This window comes from Parviterribacter kavangonensis (assembly GCF_056863335.1).
In genome coordinates, this window is record NZ_JBXPJA010000001.1 from 169,978 (window position 1) to 189,367 (window position 19,390).

18 protein-coding genes, 1 tRNA gene and 1 pseudogene are annotated in these 19,390 nt (G+C 71.8%); 8 read left to right on the plus strand and 12 right to left on the minus strand.

What is annotated here, in order from left to right; translation table 11 throughout:
• Positions 1 to 115: 115 nt before the first annotated feature.
• From AC1UE4_RS00800 to AC1UE4_RS00815, 4 genes are all read right to left on the minus strand, one after another.
• Positions 116 to 295, minus strand: coding sequence for a hypothetical protein (locus AC1UE4_RS00800; RefSeq protein WP_482915318.1), 180 nt, complete (start codon positions 293 to 295; stop codon positions 116 to 118).
• 246 nt (positions 296 to 541) lie between these two features.
• Positions 542 to 1,723, minus strand: coding sequence for a sugar ABC transporter substrate-binding protein (locus AC1UE4_RS00805; RefSeq protein WP_482915319.1), 1,182 nt, complete (start codon positions 1,721 to 1,723; stop codon positions 542 to 544).
• A gap of 38 nt (positions 1,724 to 1,761) precedes the next feature.
• Positions 1,762 to 3,318, minus strand: a complete 1,557-nt coding sequence (locus AC1UE4_RS00810) for a sugar ABC transporter ATP-binding protein (RefSeq protein ID WP_482915320.1) — start codon at positions 3,316 to 3,318, stop codon at positions 1,762 to 1,764.
• Positions 3,315 to 4,343: an ABC transporter permease gene (locus AC1UE4_RS00815; RefSeq protein ID WP_482915321.1), complete on the minus strand. Its 1,029-nt coding sequence runs from the start codon at positions 4,341 to 4,343 to the stop codon at positions 3,315 to 3,317. Before AC1UE4_RS00815 ends, AC1UE4_RS00810 begins: the two co-directional genes overlap by 4 nt.
• Before the next feature lie 275 nt (positions 4,344 to 4,618).
• Between AC1UE4_RS00815 and AC1UE4_RS00820 the strand changes: the two genes are divergently transcribed.
• Positions 4,619 to 5,056, plus strand: a complete 438-nt coding sequence (locus tag AC1UE4_RS00820) for a hypothetical protein (RefSeq protein WP_482915322.1) — start codon at positions 4,619 to 4,621, stop codon at positions 5,054 to 5,056.
• Between the two features lie 70 nt (positions 5,057 to 5,126).
• On the opposite strand, the gene AC1UE4_RS00825 is transcribed toward AC1UE4_RS00820, so the two are convergent.
• The 4 genes and pseudogenes from AC1UE4_RS00825 to fbaA all read right to left on the minus strand — a co-directional run bounded on the left by AC1UE4_RS00825 (position 5,127) and on the right by fbaA (position 9,369).
• Entirely contained in the window at positions 5,127 to 7,274 is a 2,148-nt protein-coding gene (locus AC1UE4_RS00825; RefSeq protein WP_482915323.1) for an MMPL family transporter, read from the minus strand.
• Positions 7,271 to 8,137 (minus strand): annotated as a pseudogene (locus tag AC1UE4_RS00830) (transaldolase family protein); the annotation flags it as partial. The gene AC1UE4_RS00825 and the pseudogene AC1UE4_RS00830, both read right to left, overlap by 4 nt.
• A gap of 24 nt (positions 8,138 to 8,161) precedes the next feature.
• Positions 8,162 to 8,347 (minus strand): hypothetical protein, encoded by a 186-nt coding sequence (locus AC1UE4_RS00835; RefSeq protein ID WP_482915324.1) that lies wholly within the window; start codon positions 8,345 to 8,347, stop codon positions 8,162 to 8,164.
• Positions 8,344 to 9,369, minus strand: coding sequence for a class II fructose-bisphosphate aldolase (gene fbaA, locus AC1UE4_RS00840; RefSeq protein ID WP_482915325.1), 1,026 nt, complete (start codon positions 9,367 to 9,369; stop codon positions 8,344 to 8,346). Before fbaA ends, AC1UE4_RS00835 begins: the two co-directional genes overlap by 4 nt.
• 180 nt (positions 9,370 to 9,549) lie before the next feature.
• Between fbaA and AC1UE4_RS00845 the strand changes: the two genes are divergently transcribed.
• A complete protein-coding gene (locus AC1UE4_RS00845) occupies positions 9,550 to 12,048 on the plus strand; it encodes a sensor histidine kinase (RefSeq protein WP_482915326.1) in 2,499 nt (832 codons plus the stop codon).
• A gap of 9 nt (positions 12,049 to 12,057) precedes the next feature.
• Here AC1UE4_RS00845 and AC1UE4_RS00850 read toward each other — a convergent pair whose 3' ends face one another.
• Entirely contained in the window at positions 12,058 to 13,308 is a 1,251-nt protein-coding gene (locus AC1UE4_RS00850; protein WP_482915327.1) for a YbfB/YjiJ family MFS transporter, read from the minus strand.
• Positions 13,309 to 13,464: 156 nt separating this feature from the next.
• On the opposite strand from AC1UE4_RS00850, the gene AC1UE4_RS00855 reads away from it, so the two are divergent.
• Positions 13,465 to 13,815 (plus strand): response regulator, encoded by a 351-nt coding sequence (locus AC1UE4_RS00855; protein WP_482915328.1) that lies wholly within the window; start codon positions 13,465 to 13,467, stop codon positions 13,813 to 13,815.
• Positions 13,812 to 14,462: a response regulator transcription factor gene (locus AC1UE4_RS00860; RefSeq protein ID WP_482915329.1), complete on the plus strand. Its 651-nt coding sequence runs from the start codon at positions 13,812 to 13,814 to the stop codon at positions 14,460 to 14,462. The genes AC1UE4_RS00855 and AC1UE4_RS00860 overlap by 4 nt, the downstream gene beginning before the upstream one ends.
• A gap of 107 nt (positions 14,463 to 14,569) precedes the next feature.
• On the opposite strand, the gene AC1UE4_RS00865 is transcribed toward AC1UE4_RS00860, so the two are convergent.
• Positions 14,570 to 14,654: transfer RNA gene (locus AC1UE4_RS00865), tRNA-OTHER, on the minus strand.
• Between the two features lie 610 nt (positions 14,655 to 15,264).
• Here AC1UE4_RS00865 and AC1UE4_RS00870 point away from each other — a divergent pair.
• Together AC1UE4_RS00870 and AC1UE4_RS00875 are read left to right on the plus strand one after the other, a co-directional pair.
• Positions 15,265 to 15,462 carry a matrixin family metalloprotease gene (locus AC1UE4_RS00870; protein WP_482915330.1) on the plus strand — a complete coding sequence of 66 codons (198 nt, stop codon included), beginning with the start codon at positions 15,265 to 15,267 and terminating at the stop codon, positions 15,460 to 15,462.
• Between the two features lie 11 nt (positions 15,463 to 15,473).
• Positions 15,474 to 15,992, plus strand: coding sequence for a hypothetical protein (locus AC1UE4_RS00875; RefSeq protein WP_482915331.1), 519 nt, complete (start codon positions 15,474 to 15,476; stop codon positions 15,990 to 15,992).
• A 22-nt stretch (positions 15,993 to 16,014) separates the two neighbouring features.
• On the opposite strand, the gene AC1UE4_RS00880 is transcribed toward AC1UE4_RS00875, so the two are convergent.
• Positions 16,015 to 16,407 (minus strand): winged helix-turn-helix transcriptional regulator, encoded by a 393-nt coding sequence (locus tag AC1UE4_RS00880; protein ID WP_482915332.1) that lies wholly within the window; start codon positions 16,405 to 16,407, stop codon positions 16,015 to 16,017.
• A 109-nt stretch (positions 16,408 to 16,516) separates the two neighbouring features.
• On the opposite strand from AC1UE4_RS00880, the gene AC1UE4_RS00885 reads away from it, so the two are divergent.
• Positions 16,517 to 16,720: a hypothetical protein gene (locus AC1UE4_RS00885; protein ID WP_482915333.1), complete on the plus strand. Its 204-nt coding sequence runs from the start codon at positions 16,517 to 16,519 to the stop codon at positions 16,718 to 16,720.
• Between the two features lie 54 nt (positions 16,721 to 16,774).
• Here AC1UE4_RS00885 and AC1UE4_RS00890 read toward each other — a convergent pair whose 3' ends face one another.
• Positions 16,775 to 17,755: a hypothetical protein gene (locus tag AC1UE4_RS00890; RefSeq protein ID WP_482915334.1), complete on the minus strand. Its 981-nt coding sequence runs from the start codon at positions 17,753 to 17,755 to the stop codon at positions 16,775 to 16,777.
• Between the two features lie 340 nt (positions 17,756 to 18,095).
• Here AC1UE4_RS00890 and AC1UE4_RS00895 point away from each other — a divergent pair, with 340 nt between their 5' ends.
• The gene (locus AC1UE4_RS00895; protein WP_482915335.1) at positions 18,096 to 19,346 is read left to right on the plus strand and encodes a S8 family serine peptidase; all 1,251 of its coding nucleotides are present in this window, start codon (positions 18,096 to 18,098) and stop codon (positions 19,344 to 19,346) included.
• Positions 19,347 to 19,390: the final 44 nt, after the last annotated feature.

A 19,390-nucleotide genomic window follows, 5' to 3' on the forward strand; every position in this document is an offset into this window, starting at 1 on the left:
TCCATCGGCAGACCGATCGTAACCCAGCGCGTACGGGCGCGCGACTGCTCGCGGCTCGCGGCCGAACAGCTCGGTGATGTTGCCCAGCGTCTTCGGCGGATCGCTCCCGAGCCAGTCAGTTCCGAAGCCCCCGGGGTCCCCACGCGGTCTTGACGCACGCGAGCACGAACGCGGCCGGCTCGACGGGCGCCATCGCCAGCGGTAGGAGCTCGTCTTCGATGAACGCCGACGGCTCGACGGGCTCCGGCGGGGGCACCTCGTCGACCAGTCCGGCCAACAACTGCCGGGCGCTCATGGCCTGTCGCTCGAATGCGGGAGAGGTGACGGTCCTTCGACCATGACCGAAGCGTCGCGCCGCGTGGGACCGCTCGCGCCTGAGAAGTGACGTGGGCCGAGCCCCGGGTCGCGTGCTCGGCCTCCCCGTGGGTCAGCCGCGCTGATGGCGCGCGATCCGGGTCAACATCGCGTTCGCGCACGCGAGCTGCGCCGATCCCAGTGAGAACCCCGGTATGACACGGGCACGACGTCGTCGCCCTGCCGTTCACGGTCCGGCGGTGCCGAACTCGTCCTGCCACTTCGTCTTGAAGAACGTCACGAAGTCGTTCTTCGGAGTCCGATACTGGCCCTTCGGCGGCAGGTCGTCCTTGGTCACCAGGGCGTAGTCGTAGACCTCGAAGCCTCCGTAGTCGGGGGCGGGGCTCCGGTCGAACGCCTTCGCCCGCGCGAAGAACTCCGCCGCTTGGTCGACCGCGACCCAGCCCGCCGCGTCGTAGGGGACGTCAAGAACGACGTCGATGGCGCCCCTGCGCATGAGGTCCTGCGTCCCGAGGTCGGCGTGGAACGTGACGACCCACGGCTTGTCGGGGAACATCTTGCCGCCGAACTTCGCCTGGATCGCCGGCCCGCCGGCCTGTCCCGCCGAATCGAACGCGAACCAGTAGCCCTTCAGCGCAGGGTTCTGCGTGAGTTGGTCGGTCACCGTCTTCTGCGTGCCCTGGACCAGGTTCGTCGCATCCGTCACCGACGTGGCCGCGATCTTGACCTCGCCCCTCGAGTCCTTCACGGCCCGCGTGAGCTGATCAGTGCGCGCGGAGGCCCACATCGCGGGGTAGTCCGCCACGGCGATGTGCGCGGTTCCCTCGACCTCCTGCATCTTCTTCATGAGGCTCTCCGCGAGGATGCGGCCGGCCTTCTCCTCGTCGGGGTAGTACGTGCCGGACCACAGCGGATCGGCGGTGACCTGGCCGCTGATCTCCACCACCGGGACGTTCTGCTGCTTGGCCTTGCGTAGCTGGCCCTTGATGAGGGACGGCTCGATGCCGATGACGAACATGACGTCGACGTTGCGGTCCAGGAGGCTGTCGCCGCAGGCGGCCATGTTCTTCGGATCCCCCCGGGCGTCACACACGTTCGTGGTCCAGCCGACGCTCTTGATGGCATCGGTCAACGTGTTCTCGGCCCGCTGCGCCGATTCGACCGCGCCGAGGATCTGCAGGATGCCGGCCTTCTTCTTGGGGAGTTGGACGTCGCCCCCGGCGGCCTCGGCCGCCTTCTTGCCCGCCTCTGCGGCCTCGTCACGGCGCGATCCGGTGCCGGCCTGGACGCCGGTGACCTTGGCTCTGCCGGCGCTCTCGCTGCCGTTGTCGTCGTCGCCGCCGCACCCGGCCGCGACGATGGCGAGCACGGCGAGGGTCGCCATGCTGAGGACTTGCAAGCGCCTCATGCGTGCCTCCCCTCCTCGGGACGGTTGGTCGCGCTGCGTCATGCCGCGTAGCACCGCTCCGCAAGTGCGGCATCGCTGATCGCGTCCCCTTCGAGCTCTCCGACGAGCCGTCCTTCTCGCATGACGATCACGCGATTGCACGCGCCCACGAGCTCCGTGAACTCCGACGAGATGAAGATCACACCCTTGCCGGCAAGCGCCAGCTCCTCCATGAGCCGGAACGTCTCCTCCTTGCCGTCGACGTCGACCCCGCGCGTCGGCTCGTCGAACATGAAGACATCGGCGCCGCTGTCCAGCCACTTCGCCAGCACGACCTTCTGCTGGTTGCCGCCGGAAAGGTGGCGTAAGGGGTGCTCCTCGTCGACCACCTTGATGTCCAGCCGCTCGATGACGGATCGCGCGTACTCGCGCTCGCGGCCGTTGTGGGGGACCGGCAGTCGAGCGCGTGTCCGGTGGCGCGCGAGGTCGGGCAACGTGATGTTCTTGCGCACTGAGAAGTCGGCGATGCTGCCCTGGAGTCGGCGCTCCTCCGGCATGAGGACGATGCCCGCGCGAAGTGCGTCGCGCGGCGACCCGATCGTCACCTCCCGGCCGTGCATGAAGATCCGGCCGGAGGCGTGCGGGTCGGCGCCGTAGATCAGCCGGATCAACTCGCTGCGGCCGGCGCCGACGAGCCCTGCGATCCCGAGGAGCTCGCCCCGGCGGAGGCTGAAGCTGGCGTCGTCCACTACGTCGGGCACGGTCAGGCCCTCGACCCGCAACAGCTCCTCGTTGACCACTGCCTGCGAGGTGACGCGACGCCGGCGGCGCTCGGGCATGGCCTGGACACTCCCGGTGATGTGCTCGATCAGCCCCTGCTTGGTGAGCTCCGCGGTGCGCCCGGAGTGGATGACGCGGCCGTCGCGCATGACCGCGAGGTGGTCGGTGATCCCGAAGATCTCGTCGAGGCGGTGCGTGACGTAGACCACCGAGACGTCGCGCGCTTGAAGCGTCCGCACGATGCCATGGAGGTGGTCGATCTCTGCATCCGCCAATGACGCGGTCGGCTCGTCGAGGACGAGCAGGCGTGCGTTCGCCGCGAGACCCCGCGCGATCATCACCATCCGCCGCTGCGCGATGCTGAGACTGGAGACGAGCGCGTCGGGGTCGAGGCCCGCGCCGAGCATCTCGAGGGTTTCGCGCGTCTTGCGGCGCAGGCGCTTCCGGTCGACGAAGATCCCGGCCTTCGCGGGATAGCCCAGGCCAAGCTCGAGGTTCTCGGCGACGGACAGCTTGGGCACGTCGGCGAGCTCTTGGTGGACGACGGATATGCCGAGCTGCCTCGCGTGGTGCGGGCCGTGGATGGCGACCGGCTCGCCGTCGATCAGGATCTCGCCGGAGTCCGGCTTCAGCGCGCCCGCGAGGACCTTGATGACCGTGCTCTTGCCGGCACCGTTCTTGCCGAGCAGGCCAAGCACGACGCCGGCGCGGATGGCGCCGCTGAAGTGGTCGAGCGCGAGCACCCCGGGATATCGCTTCACGAGGTCGCGCAAGACGAGGAACGGCTCGGGGCCGGTCGCGACCTCGACGGGGTGGGGGAGCGACGTCGTCGTCACGAGACGCGCTGCCCGAGCCGGCTGAGCAGGACGGCGGAGATCAGGACGCCCCCTTGCACGAGGTTGATGACGTAGGTCTCGAGGTCGAGCATCGTCAGCCCGGTCTGGATGACGCCCAGGAACAGCACCCCGATGACGGTCCCCGGGATGTTGAACTCGCCCGGCCGGAAGACCGCCGACCCGAGGAACGCGGCGGCGAAGGCCGGCAGCAGGAAGCTGAGGCCCGGCGACGGGCTGTACGCGCCCGACTGCGAGCTGATGAGGACGCCGACCACGGCCGCGGCGAGCCCGACCACTACGAACCCGAGGAAACGCAGGAACCGCGTCCGGATGCCGGCCAGGCGCGCGGCTTCCGGGTTGCCGCCGATGGCGTACATGTACCGGCCGACCTCGGTCCGGTCGAGCAGCGCCCACAGGATCACCGCGATCACGGTCGCGATCCAGACCACGTTGTTGAGACCCAGGAACGAGTTCTGGCCGATGTCGGCGTAGCCCCCGGCGACCCCGCTGAAGATCGTCTTCTGGTCCGTCAGCGCGAACTCCACGCCGGTCAGGACCGTTCCCATGGCCAGGGTGATGATGAACGAGGGCCCTCCCAGGTAGGAGACGAGGAACCCGTTGACGGCCCCGGCCGTGATCCCGAAGAGGAGCGCGGCGATCAAAGCCATCGGCCAGCTCCAGCCGTCGTTGGCCATCAGCGCGACGGCGGCCCCCGCGGCAAGGCCGATCATCGCGCCGAACGAGAGGTCGAAGTCCCGCATCACCAGGATGACCGTGAGCCCGCCGGCGATGACCAACATCGGCGAGGCCGCCGTGAGGATCGACTTGGCGTTCTCCCACGTGGGGAACGATCGCGAGCGCGCGAGGCTGAACACGACGATCATCACGACGAAGGCGATGAGAACGCCGTACTTGGCAAGGACCATCTCCGCGGTCTCGCGTCCCGAGCGCCGCGCCGACGCCGGCCGAACCGCGGCTTCGTAGGGACCGCCCGCGATCCCTCCGGCCTGCTTCTCGACAGCCATCAGCCGCTCCTCGACCGACTCTCGCACGACGGCCGCGATCATGCGAGCCGAGCAACTCCCTTCGCCCATCCAGTCGAGACGCTTCGACCGCAGTGGCTGACGTTCCGTGACGACGTTCGGACGGCGCCGGAAGGTTGACCCGGCCGCGGGCGCGCGGCTGGGGTCGGTTCGATCCAGCCGACGCCATACGTGAGCAGTGCCAGACGTCTCGGCGCGGTGCGAAGGAGCGGAGGCAGATGATGAGATGGTGTCTCGGGCTTTCTGCGATTGCCGCGGTGCTGGTCCTGGTGTCACCGGCCGCGGGCACTCCGGATGCGGTCGTCGAGTCGGCGACGGGGTCGGGGCATCGCATCAGCGGCGGTGAGCTTCGGTCTCTCTCGTTCAGCGCCACGCGGCGAGCCGACGGGACCACGACGTGGCAGGCCGAGGTCCACCCCCGCTCACTCGATGCCTTCGCGCACATCGCGATCGACTGCCTGGCCGTCGACGGGAACATCGCCCACATGAGCGGGACGGTCACGCACACCAGCGACCCGACCGTGTTCGCCCCGACCGAGCAGGTTCACTTCGCGGTGCAGGACAACGGGGAGGGCCCCGACGACCCGCGGGATCGGACCACCGGGATCCCCGAGAACGAGCCGCTCACCTGCAACGACGCCTTGCCGTCGGCCGCCTTCAACAACATCGTCGCGGGCAACGTCCAGGTGCGCTGAGCCGGAGGCGCTCGAGCCACCGGTCCACGCGGCGCTCAGCGGAGCGCCGCGGGACCGAAGCGGACAGCGGTCAGGCGCTCTCGGCGGCGCGCCTCTCACTCGACGGCACTGGGCCGTGGCCCTCGCGCGCAGCGGCGTGAGACCGCAGGCCCGGCCACCACGCCCGCCGGCCGGCGATCACCGTCAACGACGGGAGGAGCAGGCGAGCGGTGAGCAAGGCGCTGATGAGGACGCCGAAGCCGACGGCGAACCCGATCTGCGAGAGCGACGGTGACAGGACGAGCACGCCGAAGCTCGCGGCGAGGATGACGCCCGCCGCGGTGACGGACGGGCCGGCCGTCCTGACAGCGATGGCGGCGGCATCGCGCGGCGACCGTCCCGCACGCAGCCCGTCGCGCACGCGCGTGAGGATGAGGATCGCGTAGTCGCTGACCATCGACGCGACGAACAGGTAGACGACGAGCGGCAGCTGGAAGGTCAGGCCGTCGGCCCCGCCGATCCAGTCGAACACCACCACGGACGCTCCGAGGGTGGCCGCGAACCCGAGGGCGACGCCGCTCATGACGAACGCGGGCACGGCGATGCTGCGCAGGAGGACGACGAGGATCAGCCCGACGAGGATCGCCGCGACCGGGAAGATGATCCGCTGGTCCTCGGCGATGGCGTCGCGGACGTCGGCGTACGCGCTGGTGGAGCCACCGACCTCGACGTCCGTCCCGGTCGGTGTCGCGGCGGCGACGACGGGACGGACGTGATCCTCGACGGTGTCGAGGGCAGCCTTCGTGAACGGCGGCGAGCTCAGCAGCACGTCGATCCGGGCGACGCGCCCGTCCTCGGACGTCACCGCGGGCAGCACGTCGCCGACTCCCGGCGCGCGGCGGACCGCGTTCGCCACCGCATCTGTCGCCGACGAGCTCAGCGCAGCGCCGTTCGTCGAGGCGACCATGACCTCGGTCGGCTCCAGGGCGCCCCCGGGGAACCCGCGTTCGAGGTCCTCGAGCGCTTCCTCGGACGGCGAGCCGCTCACCGAGGCTTCGACGTCGTAGTTGGCCTTGAAGCCGAGCGACGGGATGGCGAGCGCAAGCAGCACGGCGGCCGCGGCCAACGCGGTCCCGACCGGTCGTCCGGAGACCAGCCGCTCCGCCCGCGTCGCCCTCGGCTGCGCGGCGGCGGTCGTCCAGCGGCGACGAGGCGGCCAGAAGAACGCGCGGCGCAGCAGCACAGCGGTCGCGGGCATGAGCGTGAGTGCGCTGAGCCAGGTCAGGAGCACGCCGAGCCCCAACGACGGGCCGAGCGTCCTGAACGAGGACATCGACGACAGCAGCATCGCCGAAAGCGAGACGGCGACCGCCAGGGCCGAGAACCCGATCGCGGGGCCGACGCGTTCCACGGCGCCTCGCATCGCGGTGTGCGGCTCCTGACCTGCGCGCAGGTGCTCGCGGTACCGCGACAGCAGGAACACGACGTAGTCCGTTCCGACACCGAGCATCACGATCGGCAGGAGCCCCGTGACGTCGGGCGACAGCGGGACGTCGAAGGCCTTCGCCCCGACGTACACGATGCCTGTGGCGATGGCCGCGACGATCGCGGTGAGCAGCACGTCAGCCAAGGCGACGGCCAGGCTCCGGAAGAGCACGAGCAGCAGGACGAAGATCAGCACCATCGTCAGCTGCGACGTCACGCCCTCACGTTCGGTCGCGTCAGCGCGCGTGGCGGCGCCGCCGGTGAAGCCGACGCGCAGGCCCGTCGTCGCGAACGCGGCGTCGGCGCGATCGCGCAGCCGGTTGACGTCCCGCGTGATGAGCGGGTCGAACTGCGTCCGCTCGAAGGAGACGGTGCCAAGGAGTACGCGGTGGTTCGGCGACACCGCGGCCGGCGGAGCGACGGCCGCCCGCACGCCTGCGGTCGACGACAGCCGGTCCACCAAGCCGCGGGCGCGGTCGATGTCGCCCGCTGCCAGCGGGCGTCCGTCCTTGCGCCGGACGACGACCGTGGCCGTCGCGCCGTCGGGCGCGGGGAACGCCCGCTCCTCCAGTTGGGCTGCCCGAACCGACTCGTACCGGTCGGGCAGGAACTTCGACGGCTCGGACTTCAGGACGTCACCGGGCTCGGCGACGCTGCCGGGCAGCGTCGCGAGGATCGCTGCTGCGGCGACGACAAGCCATGCGGTGAGGACTCGCCAGGGGTGGCGCGTCACGATGTCGGCAAGTCGCCTCATGCCGCGCTCCTCAGGACCCGGTGGGTGATCTCGTCGAGCAGGTCGAGCTGGGCCTTGCGGAAGGCGTCCACGCCACGTGCGAGCAGCTCGCGCGAGACGGCGCCGAGGTCGATGCCGGTGGCCGCGATCTCGAGCAGCTGGCTCGAGGCGTGCTCGGCCGAGCCGCTGAGCCGGTCCCGGGGATCGCCGTGGTCGCTGTACGCCTCGAGCGTCGCGAGCGGCATCGTGCTGACCGTCCCGGGGCCGGCCAGCGCGTCGATGTACTTCACGTCCGAGTAGGCCGGATCCTTCGCGCTCGTCGAAGCCCACAGGAGACGCTGGGCTTGGGCGCCCCGTGCATGGAGGTCAGCGAACTGCTGCGACGCGAGGTGCTCCTGCGCGACGGCGTGGGCGGCGCGCGCCGATGCGATGGCGGCGCGGCCACGGAGGTCGTCCCGGCCGCTGCGTTCGAGCAGCGGATCGACCGCGTGATCGATGCGCGACACGAAGAAGCTCGCGACCGAGGCGACGTCGTCGATCGGCTGCCCGGCCGACACCCGCTCCTCGAGCCCGCCGAGGTAGGCGTGCGCGACGCTGCGGTACGTGCTCGCGTCGAAGAGGAGCGTGACGTTGACGTTGACTCCGGCCGCGGTCAGGTCGCGGAAGGCGGCGACGCCGGCTGCGGTGGCGGGGACCTTGATCATGACGTTCGCACGCCCGACGCGCTCCCACAGGTCGAGCGCGGCGGCGACCGTCGCCGGAGCGTCGTAGGCGAGCAGCGGGGGCACCTCGATGCTCACGAAGCCGTCCTGTCCGTTGCACCGCCGGAAGACGGGCGTGAGGACGTCGGCCGCCTGCCGGATGACGGCGACCGCGAGCACCTCGTAGACGCCTTCCGGGCCGAGGCGTTACAGTCGGCGCGCGTCGATCTGGACCGACGGGACATCGAGCAGCGAAGCGCGCAGGATGGCCGGGTTGGTCGTCAGACCGGTCACGCCGTCGCGCTCGACCAGTCGCGCGAGCGCGAAAGGCGAGGCGAGGCCGTCGATCCACACGCTGGTGCCGAGGGCCTGCAAGCGCTGCAGGGGGTTCATGCGAGGACGCTCCTTCCGGCCGAGCCGAGGAGCCGTGTGGCGGTCACCACGCGCTCGGCGAGCGCGGCCTCCGCCTTGCGTCCCCACGAGCGGGGGTCGTACGAGGCCTTGCGTCCGGGTCCGCCGTCGAGGCGTAGGACCCCGTCGTACTCGGACAGCACGTGGCCGGCCATCCCGCGCGTGAACGCGTACTGGGCGTCGGTGTCGAGGTTGACCTTGACCACTCCGTTCCCGACGGCCGCGCGGACGTCGTCCTCCGACGCGCCGCTCGCGCCGTGGAACACGTAGGCGAACCGGGCACGCCGGTCCCGGACCCGCAGTGCGTTCTGGCCCTCGGCGAGGATGCGCGGCCGGAGTCGTGCGGGCCGGCCGGCGTGGACGCCGTGGACGTTGCCGAACGTGGCGGCGACTAGGTAGCGCCCGTGTTCGCCGGTGCCGAGCGCAGCTGCGACCTCGAGGAGGTCGTCGGCGGTGGTGTAGAGCTCGGGCCGCCCGGCGTCTGGGCCGCGGATCCCGTCCTCCTCGCCGCCGACGACACCGACCTCCATCTCGAGCACGACCCCGAGCGGTGCGAGCGCATCGAGCATCTCGCGTGACACGCGCAGGTTCTCGGCCAGCGGCAATGCCGAGCCGTCGAGCATGTGCGAGCCGAACAGCGGGAGCTCGCCGCGCGCGCGTCGGCGGCGCGACTCGTCGATCAGCGGGTGGAGGAAGGAGGCCGCATCGGCCGGCGTCGCGTGGTCGGTGTGCAGTGCGACCGCGACCGGGACGTCGGCGGCGACCGCGTGGGCGTACTCGGCGAGGGCGCGCGCCCCGGACGCAGCGTTGCCGCCCGGTCCCGCGAGGTACCGCGCGGCGCCGACGGTCACCTGGACGATGCCGTCGGCTCGGGCATCGACCAGCCCGCGCAGCGTGCCGTTCAGCGTCTGCGACGACGTGACGTTGATCGCGGCGAGCGCATAGCCGCCCGCATCCGCTCGGTCGAGCATGTCGGCGTACTGCTGAGGGCTGGCGATCGGCACGACATCGAGCGTCCTCGCGACTGGGCCTCCGGACCAGCGGGCCGACGGCACATCGTCGCTGTGGACACCCCGGACACCGGGATCGGGAGAACCCCACGCCCGCCCGGGATCGGCGCACCGGAGGCGTCGGGCAGGAGTAGGTTGCACACGAAGGGGGTGAAGCCGAGCGTGCCTGGTGGTGTGCCGAGCACTGGACCGCAAGACGACGCGCAGCTTTCGGCTCGGCGCTTCGTCGATGAGATCGCTGCCGCGTGCGGGACGGTCCTCGACCTCGGGGTCGTCGAGCTGTGCCGCTACGGCCCGTCGGACGAGGCGGACTGCATCGCGCGGTGGCCGACGACGGATGCGGCGCGCCTCTCGGCCGACGCCGCAGCCTTGTGCCGACGCATCTCGGCCGCACCGCGCCCGGTGCGCGTTGCGGACCGCGCCGCGGCTGCCCCGGTCTTCCGGGCGGAGGTCCTGTGGGGCGCGCTGGTCGGGACCTGCCGCCCCGGCACCTCGCTCGACGAGGGCTGCGAGGTCGGGCTCGGCGCGTTCGCACGGTTGCTCGAGGCCGAGCCGGCCGGCTCGCGCGAAGTCCGCAGCGTTGACGACGGGCACGAGGGACTTCGGCGCCTTGCGCTGCTCGTGGGGGAGCGGGCGCGCATCGAGGACGTCCTCTCGGCGTTGTGCGACGAGGTCGGACGGCTCCTGGACGTTCCGCTCGTGGAGGCGCTGCGCTTCGAGGAGGACGGCACCGCCACCGTCGTCGGGCTCCACGGCGACCACGCGTTCGACGTGGGGGAGAACTGGCCGATGACCGGGACGAGCGTGACGACGGAGGTCGCTCGCACCGCAGCGCCGGCTCGCATCGACGACTACAGCGGACTCGAAGGGACGATGGCGAGCGCCGCTCGGGCGGCGGGCGCTCGTTCGGCGGTGGGGGCACCGATCGTCGTCGACGGGCGAACCTGGGGGACGGTCATCGCGATCACCGACCGGCGCCAACCGTTGCCGCCGGGGACCGAGGAGCGCCTGCTCGCCTTCACCGAGCTGGCCGGCGTCACCGTGGCGAGCGTCCAGGCGGCGCACGAGCGCAGAGGACTGCTCGACGAGCAGGGTGCCCTGCGGCGCGTCGCCACCCTCGTCGCACGCGGGACGGCCCCTGCGGAGGTGTTCTCCGCGGTCGCGCTCGAGGTGAGCCACGTCCTCGACCTGCCGCTGTGCACGGTCTCGCGGTTCGGGAAGGAAGCGACGGCCGTCGTGGTGGGCGCGGCCGGCGCGCATCCGCATGCTCCGGGGCGAGTGCTGATGCTCGACGACGACAGCGCGTCGGCCATCGTCCGGCGCGGCGGCCGCCCGGCACGCGTCGACGGCGCACGCTGGATCTCCGCGTCGGGTGAGGGCGGCGACATCCCGTTGATGGTCGGCGGGACCGCGGCGGCGCCGATCGTGGTCGACGGCGATGTGTGGGGAGCGATCGCGGTCGGGACCCCCGCGCCGTTGCCGCTTCCCGCGGGCGTCGAGCACGCGCTGACTCAGTTCACGGAGCTGGTCGCCGTGGCCGTGTCGAACGCCCAGGCGAGCGCGGACCTACGCGACCTTGCGGCCGAACACGCGGCGCTTCGTCGCGTCGCCGTGCTCGTGGCGAACGGCGCCACGGAGGCGGAGGTGTTCTCGACGGTCTGCGAAGAGGCCGCGCGGCTGCTCGACGCCACGACCGCGAACCTCGTGCGCTGGACCGAGGGCGTGCGCGTGACGGTTGCGGGGTGGAGCCTGCGCGGCGTCCACGTGGCACCCGGGACGCGGCTCTCGATCGATCACGCCACGCTCGACGGACGTGTGTATGGAACCGCTTCGCCGGCCCGCGTCGACGACTACGCCGACGAGCAGGGTGAGGTCGCGGCGATCCTGCGCGCGAACGGCATCCGCTCGCAGGTCGCTGCGCCCGTCATGGTCGATGGTGCGGTCTGGGGCGTTCTCATCGTCGGTGTGGACCGGTCGGACCCCCTGCCGGCCGGCACCGAGGATCGCCTCGCCGAGTTCGCCGAGCTCACCGCCACGGCGGTTTCGAACGCGGCCAGTCGGACTGAGCTCGTCGCCTCGCGGGCGCGCATCGTCGAGGCGGCGGACGAGCAGCGCCGGCGCGTCGTGCGCGACCTCCACGACGGAGCGCAGCAGCGCCTCGTCCACGCGGTCATGACGCTGCAGAGGCTGAACGTCGACGACTCCGGCAACGCTCGCGGCCGATCGCTCGTCGCAGCGGCGCTCGAGGACGTCTCGGGCGCGATCGTCGACCTGCGCGAGCTGGCGCTTGGCATCCATCCGTCGATCCTCACCAACCGCGGGCTGGTCGCCGCGGTCGAGGCGCTCGCCGACCGCGCGCCGATCCCCGTGGAGATCGCCGTCGCCGAGCAGCGGTTCGCGCCGTCGGTCGAGTCGGCGGCGTACTTCGTCGCCGCGGAGGCGCTGACGAACGTCGCGAAGTACGCAGCTGCGACGAAGGCGCGCGTGGAGGTCGAGCCATCGGCGGAGGGCTTGGTCGTGCGGATCGCGGACGACGGGAGGGGTGGCGCACGGATCGAACCGGGCCGAGGGCTGTCCGGGCTGATCGATCGCATGGCCGCGCTCAACGGGCGGCTGGTGGTCGACAGCGAACCGGGCTGCGGGACCGTCGTCGAAGCGACCATCCCGCTGTAGCTCCCCAGCTCAGGCCGCTTTCGCGATGACCGCCGACTTGTCATCGGGCGCAGCTTCGAGCGCCTCCGTGTGATGCGGGTGGTGTGCCTGACGCAGCGAGACCAGCGCCGCGGCGGCCAAGAGGACAGGCGATGCCCAGAGCCCCGTGCGAAGGTCGCCGCTGCTGTCGGAGAGCCAGCCGGAGATCAGCGGTCCGACCGCTTGCCCCAGCGCGAATCCCGTCGTCATGAGCGCGATCCCGGCCGTCCAGCCCTCGGGCTGGAGCACGCGCCGGCACAGCGTCGTCACGGCGGTGGGACCGGCCATGAAGGTCGAACCGAACACCACGGCGGACAGCAGTGCCGTGAAGGCGGTCGCTTCGAGCAGCAGCGGCAGGGTGCCGACGAGCACGACGGCGGACACGGCGGCTGCGCCGTTGCCCCCGCGGCACCGCGCGAGCCGCCTGCCCCATGGTGCGATGAACGCGGCCGACGACGCCCCGAGCACGAGCCAGAAGACGGTCGGGACCCAAGCGGCGAGCTCGCCTTCGCGCAGGAGCGCGACGACGAAGGTCATGTAGCTGACGTAGCCCGCACCGAACAGCACGTACGCGACGAGCGTGGCGTCGAGCTTGCGGAAGTCCGCTCGTGCGAGTCGCGCGACGGCCGCTCCCGCCACGGTGGGGACCCTGCGCGCGGCGAGCCATGCCGGCACGAGCGCCACGAGCGACGCGCCGCCGAGGAGCGCCCAGCCGACCCGCCAGTCGTCCGGCGTGTCGCCGGACAGCGCGAGCGGGACGACGATGCCGCTGGCGACGATGCCGACGCCGACCCCGGCGAAGTAGACGGCGAGCAGTGACGGCCGAAGCCGCGCGGCGAGCGACGAGCCGACGACGAAGGCGACCGCCGTCGCCACGCCTCCGATGCCGCGCAACGCCATCAGGACGTCGTAGCTGGAGCCGAGCGCCGTCGCGGTGAGGGCGATGGCGCTGAGCGCGAGCGAGACGACGAAGATGCGTCTGGTGCCCCAGCGCTTGGCCGCGGCTGCTGCGGTCGCGGCACCGATCACGTACCCGATCGCGTTGGCGGTGTTCATCCCGCCGGCAGCGGTGTAGGACCACCCGAGATCGTCGCGCATCGGTGGCAGCAGGAGCGCGTAGGCGAAGCGCGAGAAGCCGAGTGCGATGACGGGAGCGAGCGCGAGCCCGACTGCGGTCAGCACGTCGCCGGCGGGGCGCGGGCGCGGATCGCCCGACGGTGGTGCGGTCAGGGTGCCAGGCATGCCCGCGACGCTACGGCCGTCGGGCGGCCCGGACGATGGGGCGCACTGCACGCCTGCGTCGGGTTCTCCGGGCCTCGCCGACCTAGGGACAACCCCATGGCCTCGTCGGCTGGTCCGCCGTCAGAATCGCTCTGTGTCCATGAAGGAAGCGTGTCGGTGAGGCGGGTGGTCGTCGTCGACGACGACGCGACGTTCCGCGAGGCCGCGACCGACCTGCTCGAAGGGCAGGGGTTCCAGGTCGTGGGGACCGCCGGGGACGTGGCCGCCGCACGCCGCACGGTCGCCCGGCTCAGGCCGGACGCGATCCTGCTGGACATCAACCTCCCGGACGGCGACGGCTACGCGTTCTCCGCCGAGATCACCGGTGGCGCTCAGCCGCCGCGCGTGCTCCTCACGTCCTCCGACCAGCACGCGGGCATGCCAAGCGCGCTGCGCGACACGGGTGCAGCGGGCTTCGTGAGCAAGACGGAGCTTGGCGTCACCGACCTGTCGAGGTGGCTGGGATGACGACCGTCGTGGTCGGTGAGGACAACCCGCTCGTCCGTCAGGGCATCGTCAGCGTGCTGGAGGACCACGACTTCGAGGTGGTCGGCGTCGCCGCCGACGGACCGGACCTCGTCCGCAAGGCGAAGGCGCACAAGCCCGACCTCGTCATCACGGACATCCAGATGCCGCCCGACTCGACCGATGACGGGCTCCGGGCGGCGCTGGCCATCCGTGAGGCGTTCCCGCACGTGGCCGTGGTCGTCCTCTCGCAGTTCCTCGAGGACCGCTATGCGATCGAGCTCGTCGGCGACCGTGCGAGCGGCGTGGGCTACCTGCTCAAGGACAAGGTCGGCGACCTCGGCGTGTTCATCTCGGCGATCCAACGGGTCGCGGCCGGCGGGACCGCGCTCGATGCCGACGTCGTCCAGCGCATGGTGGGCCGGCAGCGTCACACGTCCGCCCTCGATGACCTCACGCCGCGCGAGCGCGAGGTCGTGGCGCTGATGGCGGAGGGCCGGTCGAACCAGGGGATCGCGGCGGAGCTCGTCGTGACCGTCGCGGCGATCGAGCGCCATGTGACGAGCATCTTCTCCAAGCTCGGGCTGACCTCGACTCCGGAGGACCACCGGCGGGTCCTGGCGGTCCTCGAGTACCTCCGCCAGCGATGAGGACGTGGATCCCGGCCGGCGAGGCATCGTCACGGAGTTGGCGCGGCCCGCTCGCGCCACCGGCCGCTCAACGAAAGAAGGCCCGCTCTCGCGGGCCCGCTTGAACATGCGCCGAAGAGGACTCGAACCTCCACGGGGTTATCCCCCACAAGGCCTCAACCTTGCGCGTCTACCAATTTCCGCCAGCGGCGCGTGGGCGGAGGGCGCTGACAGCGATCGGGGGCGCTCGTGCTGCGCCGGGCCAACTCGCCGCGCGTCCACGCACGCGCGTCGGACGACTCGGCCAAGGACACGAGCGCGAGTCGCTCGGTTTCGGGTTGGCCCGCCGCCCGTCGCCGTCGCGCGTCGTCGTGGTCGTCCGGGACCCGACGTTCCCTGCGGAAATGAGGCACCGAGCGGGGCGGGACAACCCGAAGGCCTCACGCTTATCGAATGAGCATGAGCTCCGCTCGCGGTGTAGCAGGGCGTCCGGAGACTCGGTGGCATGCCCGTCGCCACCCTTCTCCGCCGCCTGACCTCAGTGGTCCTCGTCTCGATGTCGTGTGCTGTGTCGGCGCATTCGGCAATGGCGTCGTCGGCCGGTCGTTACCCCGTTGGCGGACGCGCGATGAGCGCGTCCTGGAACACCGCGCTGAGGTTCTGGGGCGAGACTCCCTGCGGCGGCAGCGTGAGGGTCGCTTGGACTCGTCAATGGCTACGTACGGGGGCCGTCTCCCGCTGGCGCGCCACCGACATCACACGTCCCGAGACGTACACGCACTGCGTCATCCAGTTCAACGCGCGTCAGGACTTCGACCTTCCCATGCTTTGCACGGTCATGGTCCACGAGGTCGGGCACCTCCTCGGGCACCCGCACTCGCCCGACCCGCGCGACGTGATGTGGGCCTACTACACGGGGCCGATCCGGCAGTGCCGGGGCAACACGTCGCGGGCGCGAAAGCAGCGGGCCCTGCGGCGGGCGCACAAGCGTCCGCCGAGCCGGCGGGCGCTCGACCGCTGAGGGGCGGGCGCATGGTCCCGGTCCGCACCGCCGTCCTGCTCGCCGTGGCGGCGATCGCGCTCGTTCCCGCCACACCGGCGCGCTCCGGAACAGACAAGCCGGCCGGCCGCAACTGCGTCGGTGAGGAAGAGGGCGGCGAGGCGCGCGCCGCCGACGACGAGGGTGACGGGCCGCCGGAGTTCAGCGGAGCGTTCTACGCGCGGACGATGACGCTCGACGCTTCGCTCGACGGCCTCGACGGCGGCGACCTCCCGATCTCGATCGAGGAGGTCTGCGACCTGCCGAAGGCATTCGCCAAGCAGGCGGGCAGGCTCGCCGGCGGCGATGGCGTAGTCCGAGTGCGCGCGACGACGACAGTCGCGGCCGGCGGCCGGGTCGTGACCGGGAGGGCGGCCATGAACGCGCTCGCGAGTGCCGACACCGCGCTGGTCAGGAAGGCGCGCCTGCGGCGGCCACGGCTGTGGGCCCACGACGAGGACGGTGACGCGGTGCCCACCTTCACGGCGCGTCGCATCGAGCTCACCGACTGAGGGCCGCGGCGGGCGGCGCGTCTCAGGCCGCCGGCGGTACGACGCTCAGGTGCCGCTGCGCGACGGGCGTCGGGTGCTGCGCCGACCACTCGTAGAGCGCCAGGAGCGGGCCGGTGAGGCTCCACCCGAGCGGCGTGAGCGAGTACTCGACGCGCGGGGGAACTTCCGCGTACGCGCGACGCGCGATGAGCTCGTGCCGCTCGAGCGAGCGGAGCGTCTGCGTCAGGGTCTTCTTCGAGATCTCGCCGACCTCGTAGAGGACCTCGCTGTACCGGCGGGTCCCGGTGGCAAGCAGGTACAGGACCTCGACCGACCACTTGCCGCTGATCATCGAGAGGGCGCGGCGCGTGCCGGTGACCATCTCGAACTCAGTGACGTCGGTGTGGTCGTGGGGGCGATGCTGGGCGGTGTTCATGCCGTCCAGCACTCAACCGCGGACCCGGCGGACCGGCAACAAGCCGCGGCGCTCAACCGACACCGCCGTCCGATCGACAGGGCTCCGAAGCGCGGAGACAGTGCAGGCCATGTCCGCGAACGAGGCCCGGCTCCGCCTGAACCAGCTGCAGATCGAGCGACTCGACGCGCGCGATGTCGGGCTGGAGGGCTGCGCGGCGTACATGGCCGACCTGGAGCGCGACATCGCCGCGTGCACCGAGGCGTTCATCGGTGCGGCCGTCACCGAGATCGCCTCGCTGCGCGGCGCGCTCTCGGGCCACCTCCACGGCTGACACCGAAGGCGCCGCACCGGCGCCCTCGGTGTCTTGTCGGATCCCGGGAGCGGATCAGCGCCTCGCTGACTGCCTACGCTTCGGGCGGCGCTTCGCCTTGCGGCCCTTCTTGTGCTTGGCCTTCTTGTGGGCGTGCGTGCGGTGCTTGCGGTGCTTCTTGTGGGCCTTCTTCTTCGGCTTCTTCTTGGCTTTCGGCTGCGCGAGAGCGATCGGGCCGGGGGTCGTCGCAGGCTGACTCACGACGATGATGGGGGCAGGGAAGGCCGGAGCGATCGATGGCGCCGGAGCGGCCGGGGGCTGCGAGGCGGCCGGCGGCGGCGCCGGGTCGTTCGTGGGCGTCGTGTCGACGGCCGTGCCGATGTCGGCGGTATCGAGTCCGCCGAGGCCGGTGTCGTCCGTCTCCGGCTGCACGCCGGTTTCGATCGGGGTTCCGGTGCCCGACGCGTCCGCCGGCGCCGCCGGCGTCGTGGTGTCGTCGACCGGCTGACCGAGGTCGCCCTGGTCGAGCCCGCCGAGCGAGGTGTCGTCGGCTGGCTCTGCGGGAGTGGCGGGCGTCGGGTCGGGCGGAGCCGCCGGGTCGCAGGCCGCGGTCGTGCCGTCGAGGTCGCCGGTCTCGAGACCGCCGAGGCCGGTGTCGTCGCAGCTGGTGTCCGTCGCCGGGGCGGTCGGTTCGGTGTCCGGGTCCGCGAAGGGGTCGGTTCCGGGGTCCGTCGTGCCCGGGTCCGGCGTCCCGGCGTCCGTCGTCGGATCCGTGCCGGAGTCCGTCACGTCGACGCCCGGGTCGGTGATGACCGGGTCGGCACCGGGAGCGGTCGAATCGATGTCGGTCAGGTCACCAAGACCGAGGTCGTCGGCCGGCGGGTCCGCCGGATCGGTCGCCGCCACGCCGCTCGTGGGTGCGGGATCCGCGGGAACCGCCGCGCCAGAGGCGAGGGTGTCCGGTACCGAGGCGGCGGCGAAGGCGGTCGCCGTCGCGACACCAGGGCCGACGCCGAGCGCGCACACCACCAGGGCAAGAAGAGGTCGTCTGCTCATGGGCGCTTCTCCGTTGTTCGGGGGTCGCGCTCGACGGTAAGTCCGGTCGCGCAGGCCTTCGATCCGGCGCCCTTCTCAGGCGATACCGAAGGTCCACGGCGCTCCGACCTTGAGGTTCTGGTCGAGGTTGAGTCTTCCGGCGGAGCTGCACGGCTTCCTCGAGGCGTCTCTCGCGCCCGACGGAATCCGCGCGGTTTCGAGTCCGCAGCGGAACGGATTCCGCAGGACGCGGTACTCGTGCGGGAACCGTGCGGAAACCGCACCGACGCAGGGCTCCTGCCGGTTCCCAAGGGGTGTGGAGGCTCGCGCGCGCGCGGGCGTGCGCGAGAGCCTCGACGGCATGCTTCGCTCCAAGCCCGCGTTCCTCGGCGCCGCGCTGGCGCTGTCGCTGCTCGTGCCTGCGGTGGCCACCGCGACGCCCACCCATGTCGCCGGCGAGGTTCTCGTGCGGTACCGCGATGCGGCCGCGCCGGTCCCCGTCGCCACGCGGCGTGGCGAGACCGTTGACGCCGCGGCCGCACGGCTGCGCCGCGACCCGCGCGTCGCCACCGCCGTGCCGAACTACCTGGCGCACGCGAGCGGCCTCGAGCCCGACGACCCTGGATACCGCTTGCAGTGGAACTTCTGGGACCAGTACGGGATCGACGTGCCGGACGCGTGGCAGATGGCCGCGCAGCGTGGCGCTCCTGGCGGCAGCGGCGTCACGGTCGCGGTGCTCGACACGGGCGTGGCGTACCGCAAGTTCGCCCGGTACCGCCGCGCGCCCGATCTCGAGCGGTTCGTTCCCGGCCGCGACTTCGTCGATGACGACCGGTTCCCGTTCGACCTCAACGGCCACGGGACGCACGTGGCCGGGACGATCGCCGCCGCGACGGGCAACGGCATCGGCACGGCGGGCATCGCGTACGAGGCGCGCATCATGCCGGTGCGGACGCTCGACGAGCAGGGCGACGGCGACGCGCGCACGATCTCCCGTGGCATCCGGTACGCGGTCGCACATGGCGCCGACGTCATCAACCTCAGCCTCGAGTTCCCTGCGAGCGTCGGTGCGCGACAGCTGCCCGACCTCATGGCGGCGCTGCGGCTCGCGTACCGCGAGGGCATCGTGGTCGTTGCCGTGGCCGGCAACGGACGGGGGACCCGCGTGCCCTACCCGGGTCGAGCGCCGCACGTGATCGCGGTCGGCGCGACGACGCGAACCGGTTGCCGGGCGTCGTACTCGAACCAGAGCCCGGACGTTGACGTCGTTGCGCCGGGGGGCGGCAAGGACGCGGAGCCCGGGGCCGACGGATGGGACGCGACGCACTGCCGTCCCGGCGCCGCGCCGTCGTCGATCTACCAGCAGACCTTCGCCTCCGAGCTCGACCGCGACAGCTTCTCGCTGCCCACCGGCTACTACGGGACGTCGATGGCGACGCCGCACGTGACAGGCATCGCCGCGCTGCTGCTCGGCACGCGTCGCCTCGGCGGCCACCCGTCGCCGGACGCCGTCGAGCAGCGCATCGAGCAGACCGCGCGCGACGCCGGCGCGCCCGGCTTCGACCCGGCCTACGGGAACGGCCTCGTCGACGCCGCCGCCGCGCTGCGGTGAGCGGGCATGAAGAAGGCCCCGGGGCCTGAGCCCCGGGGCCTCGA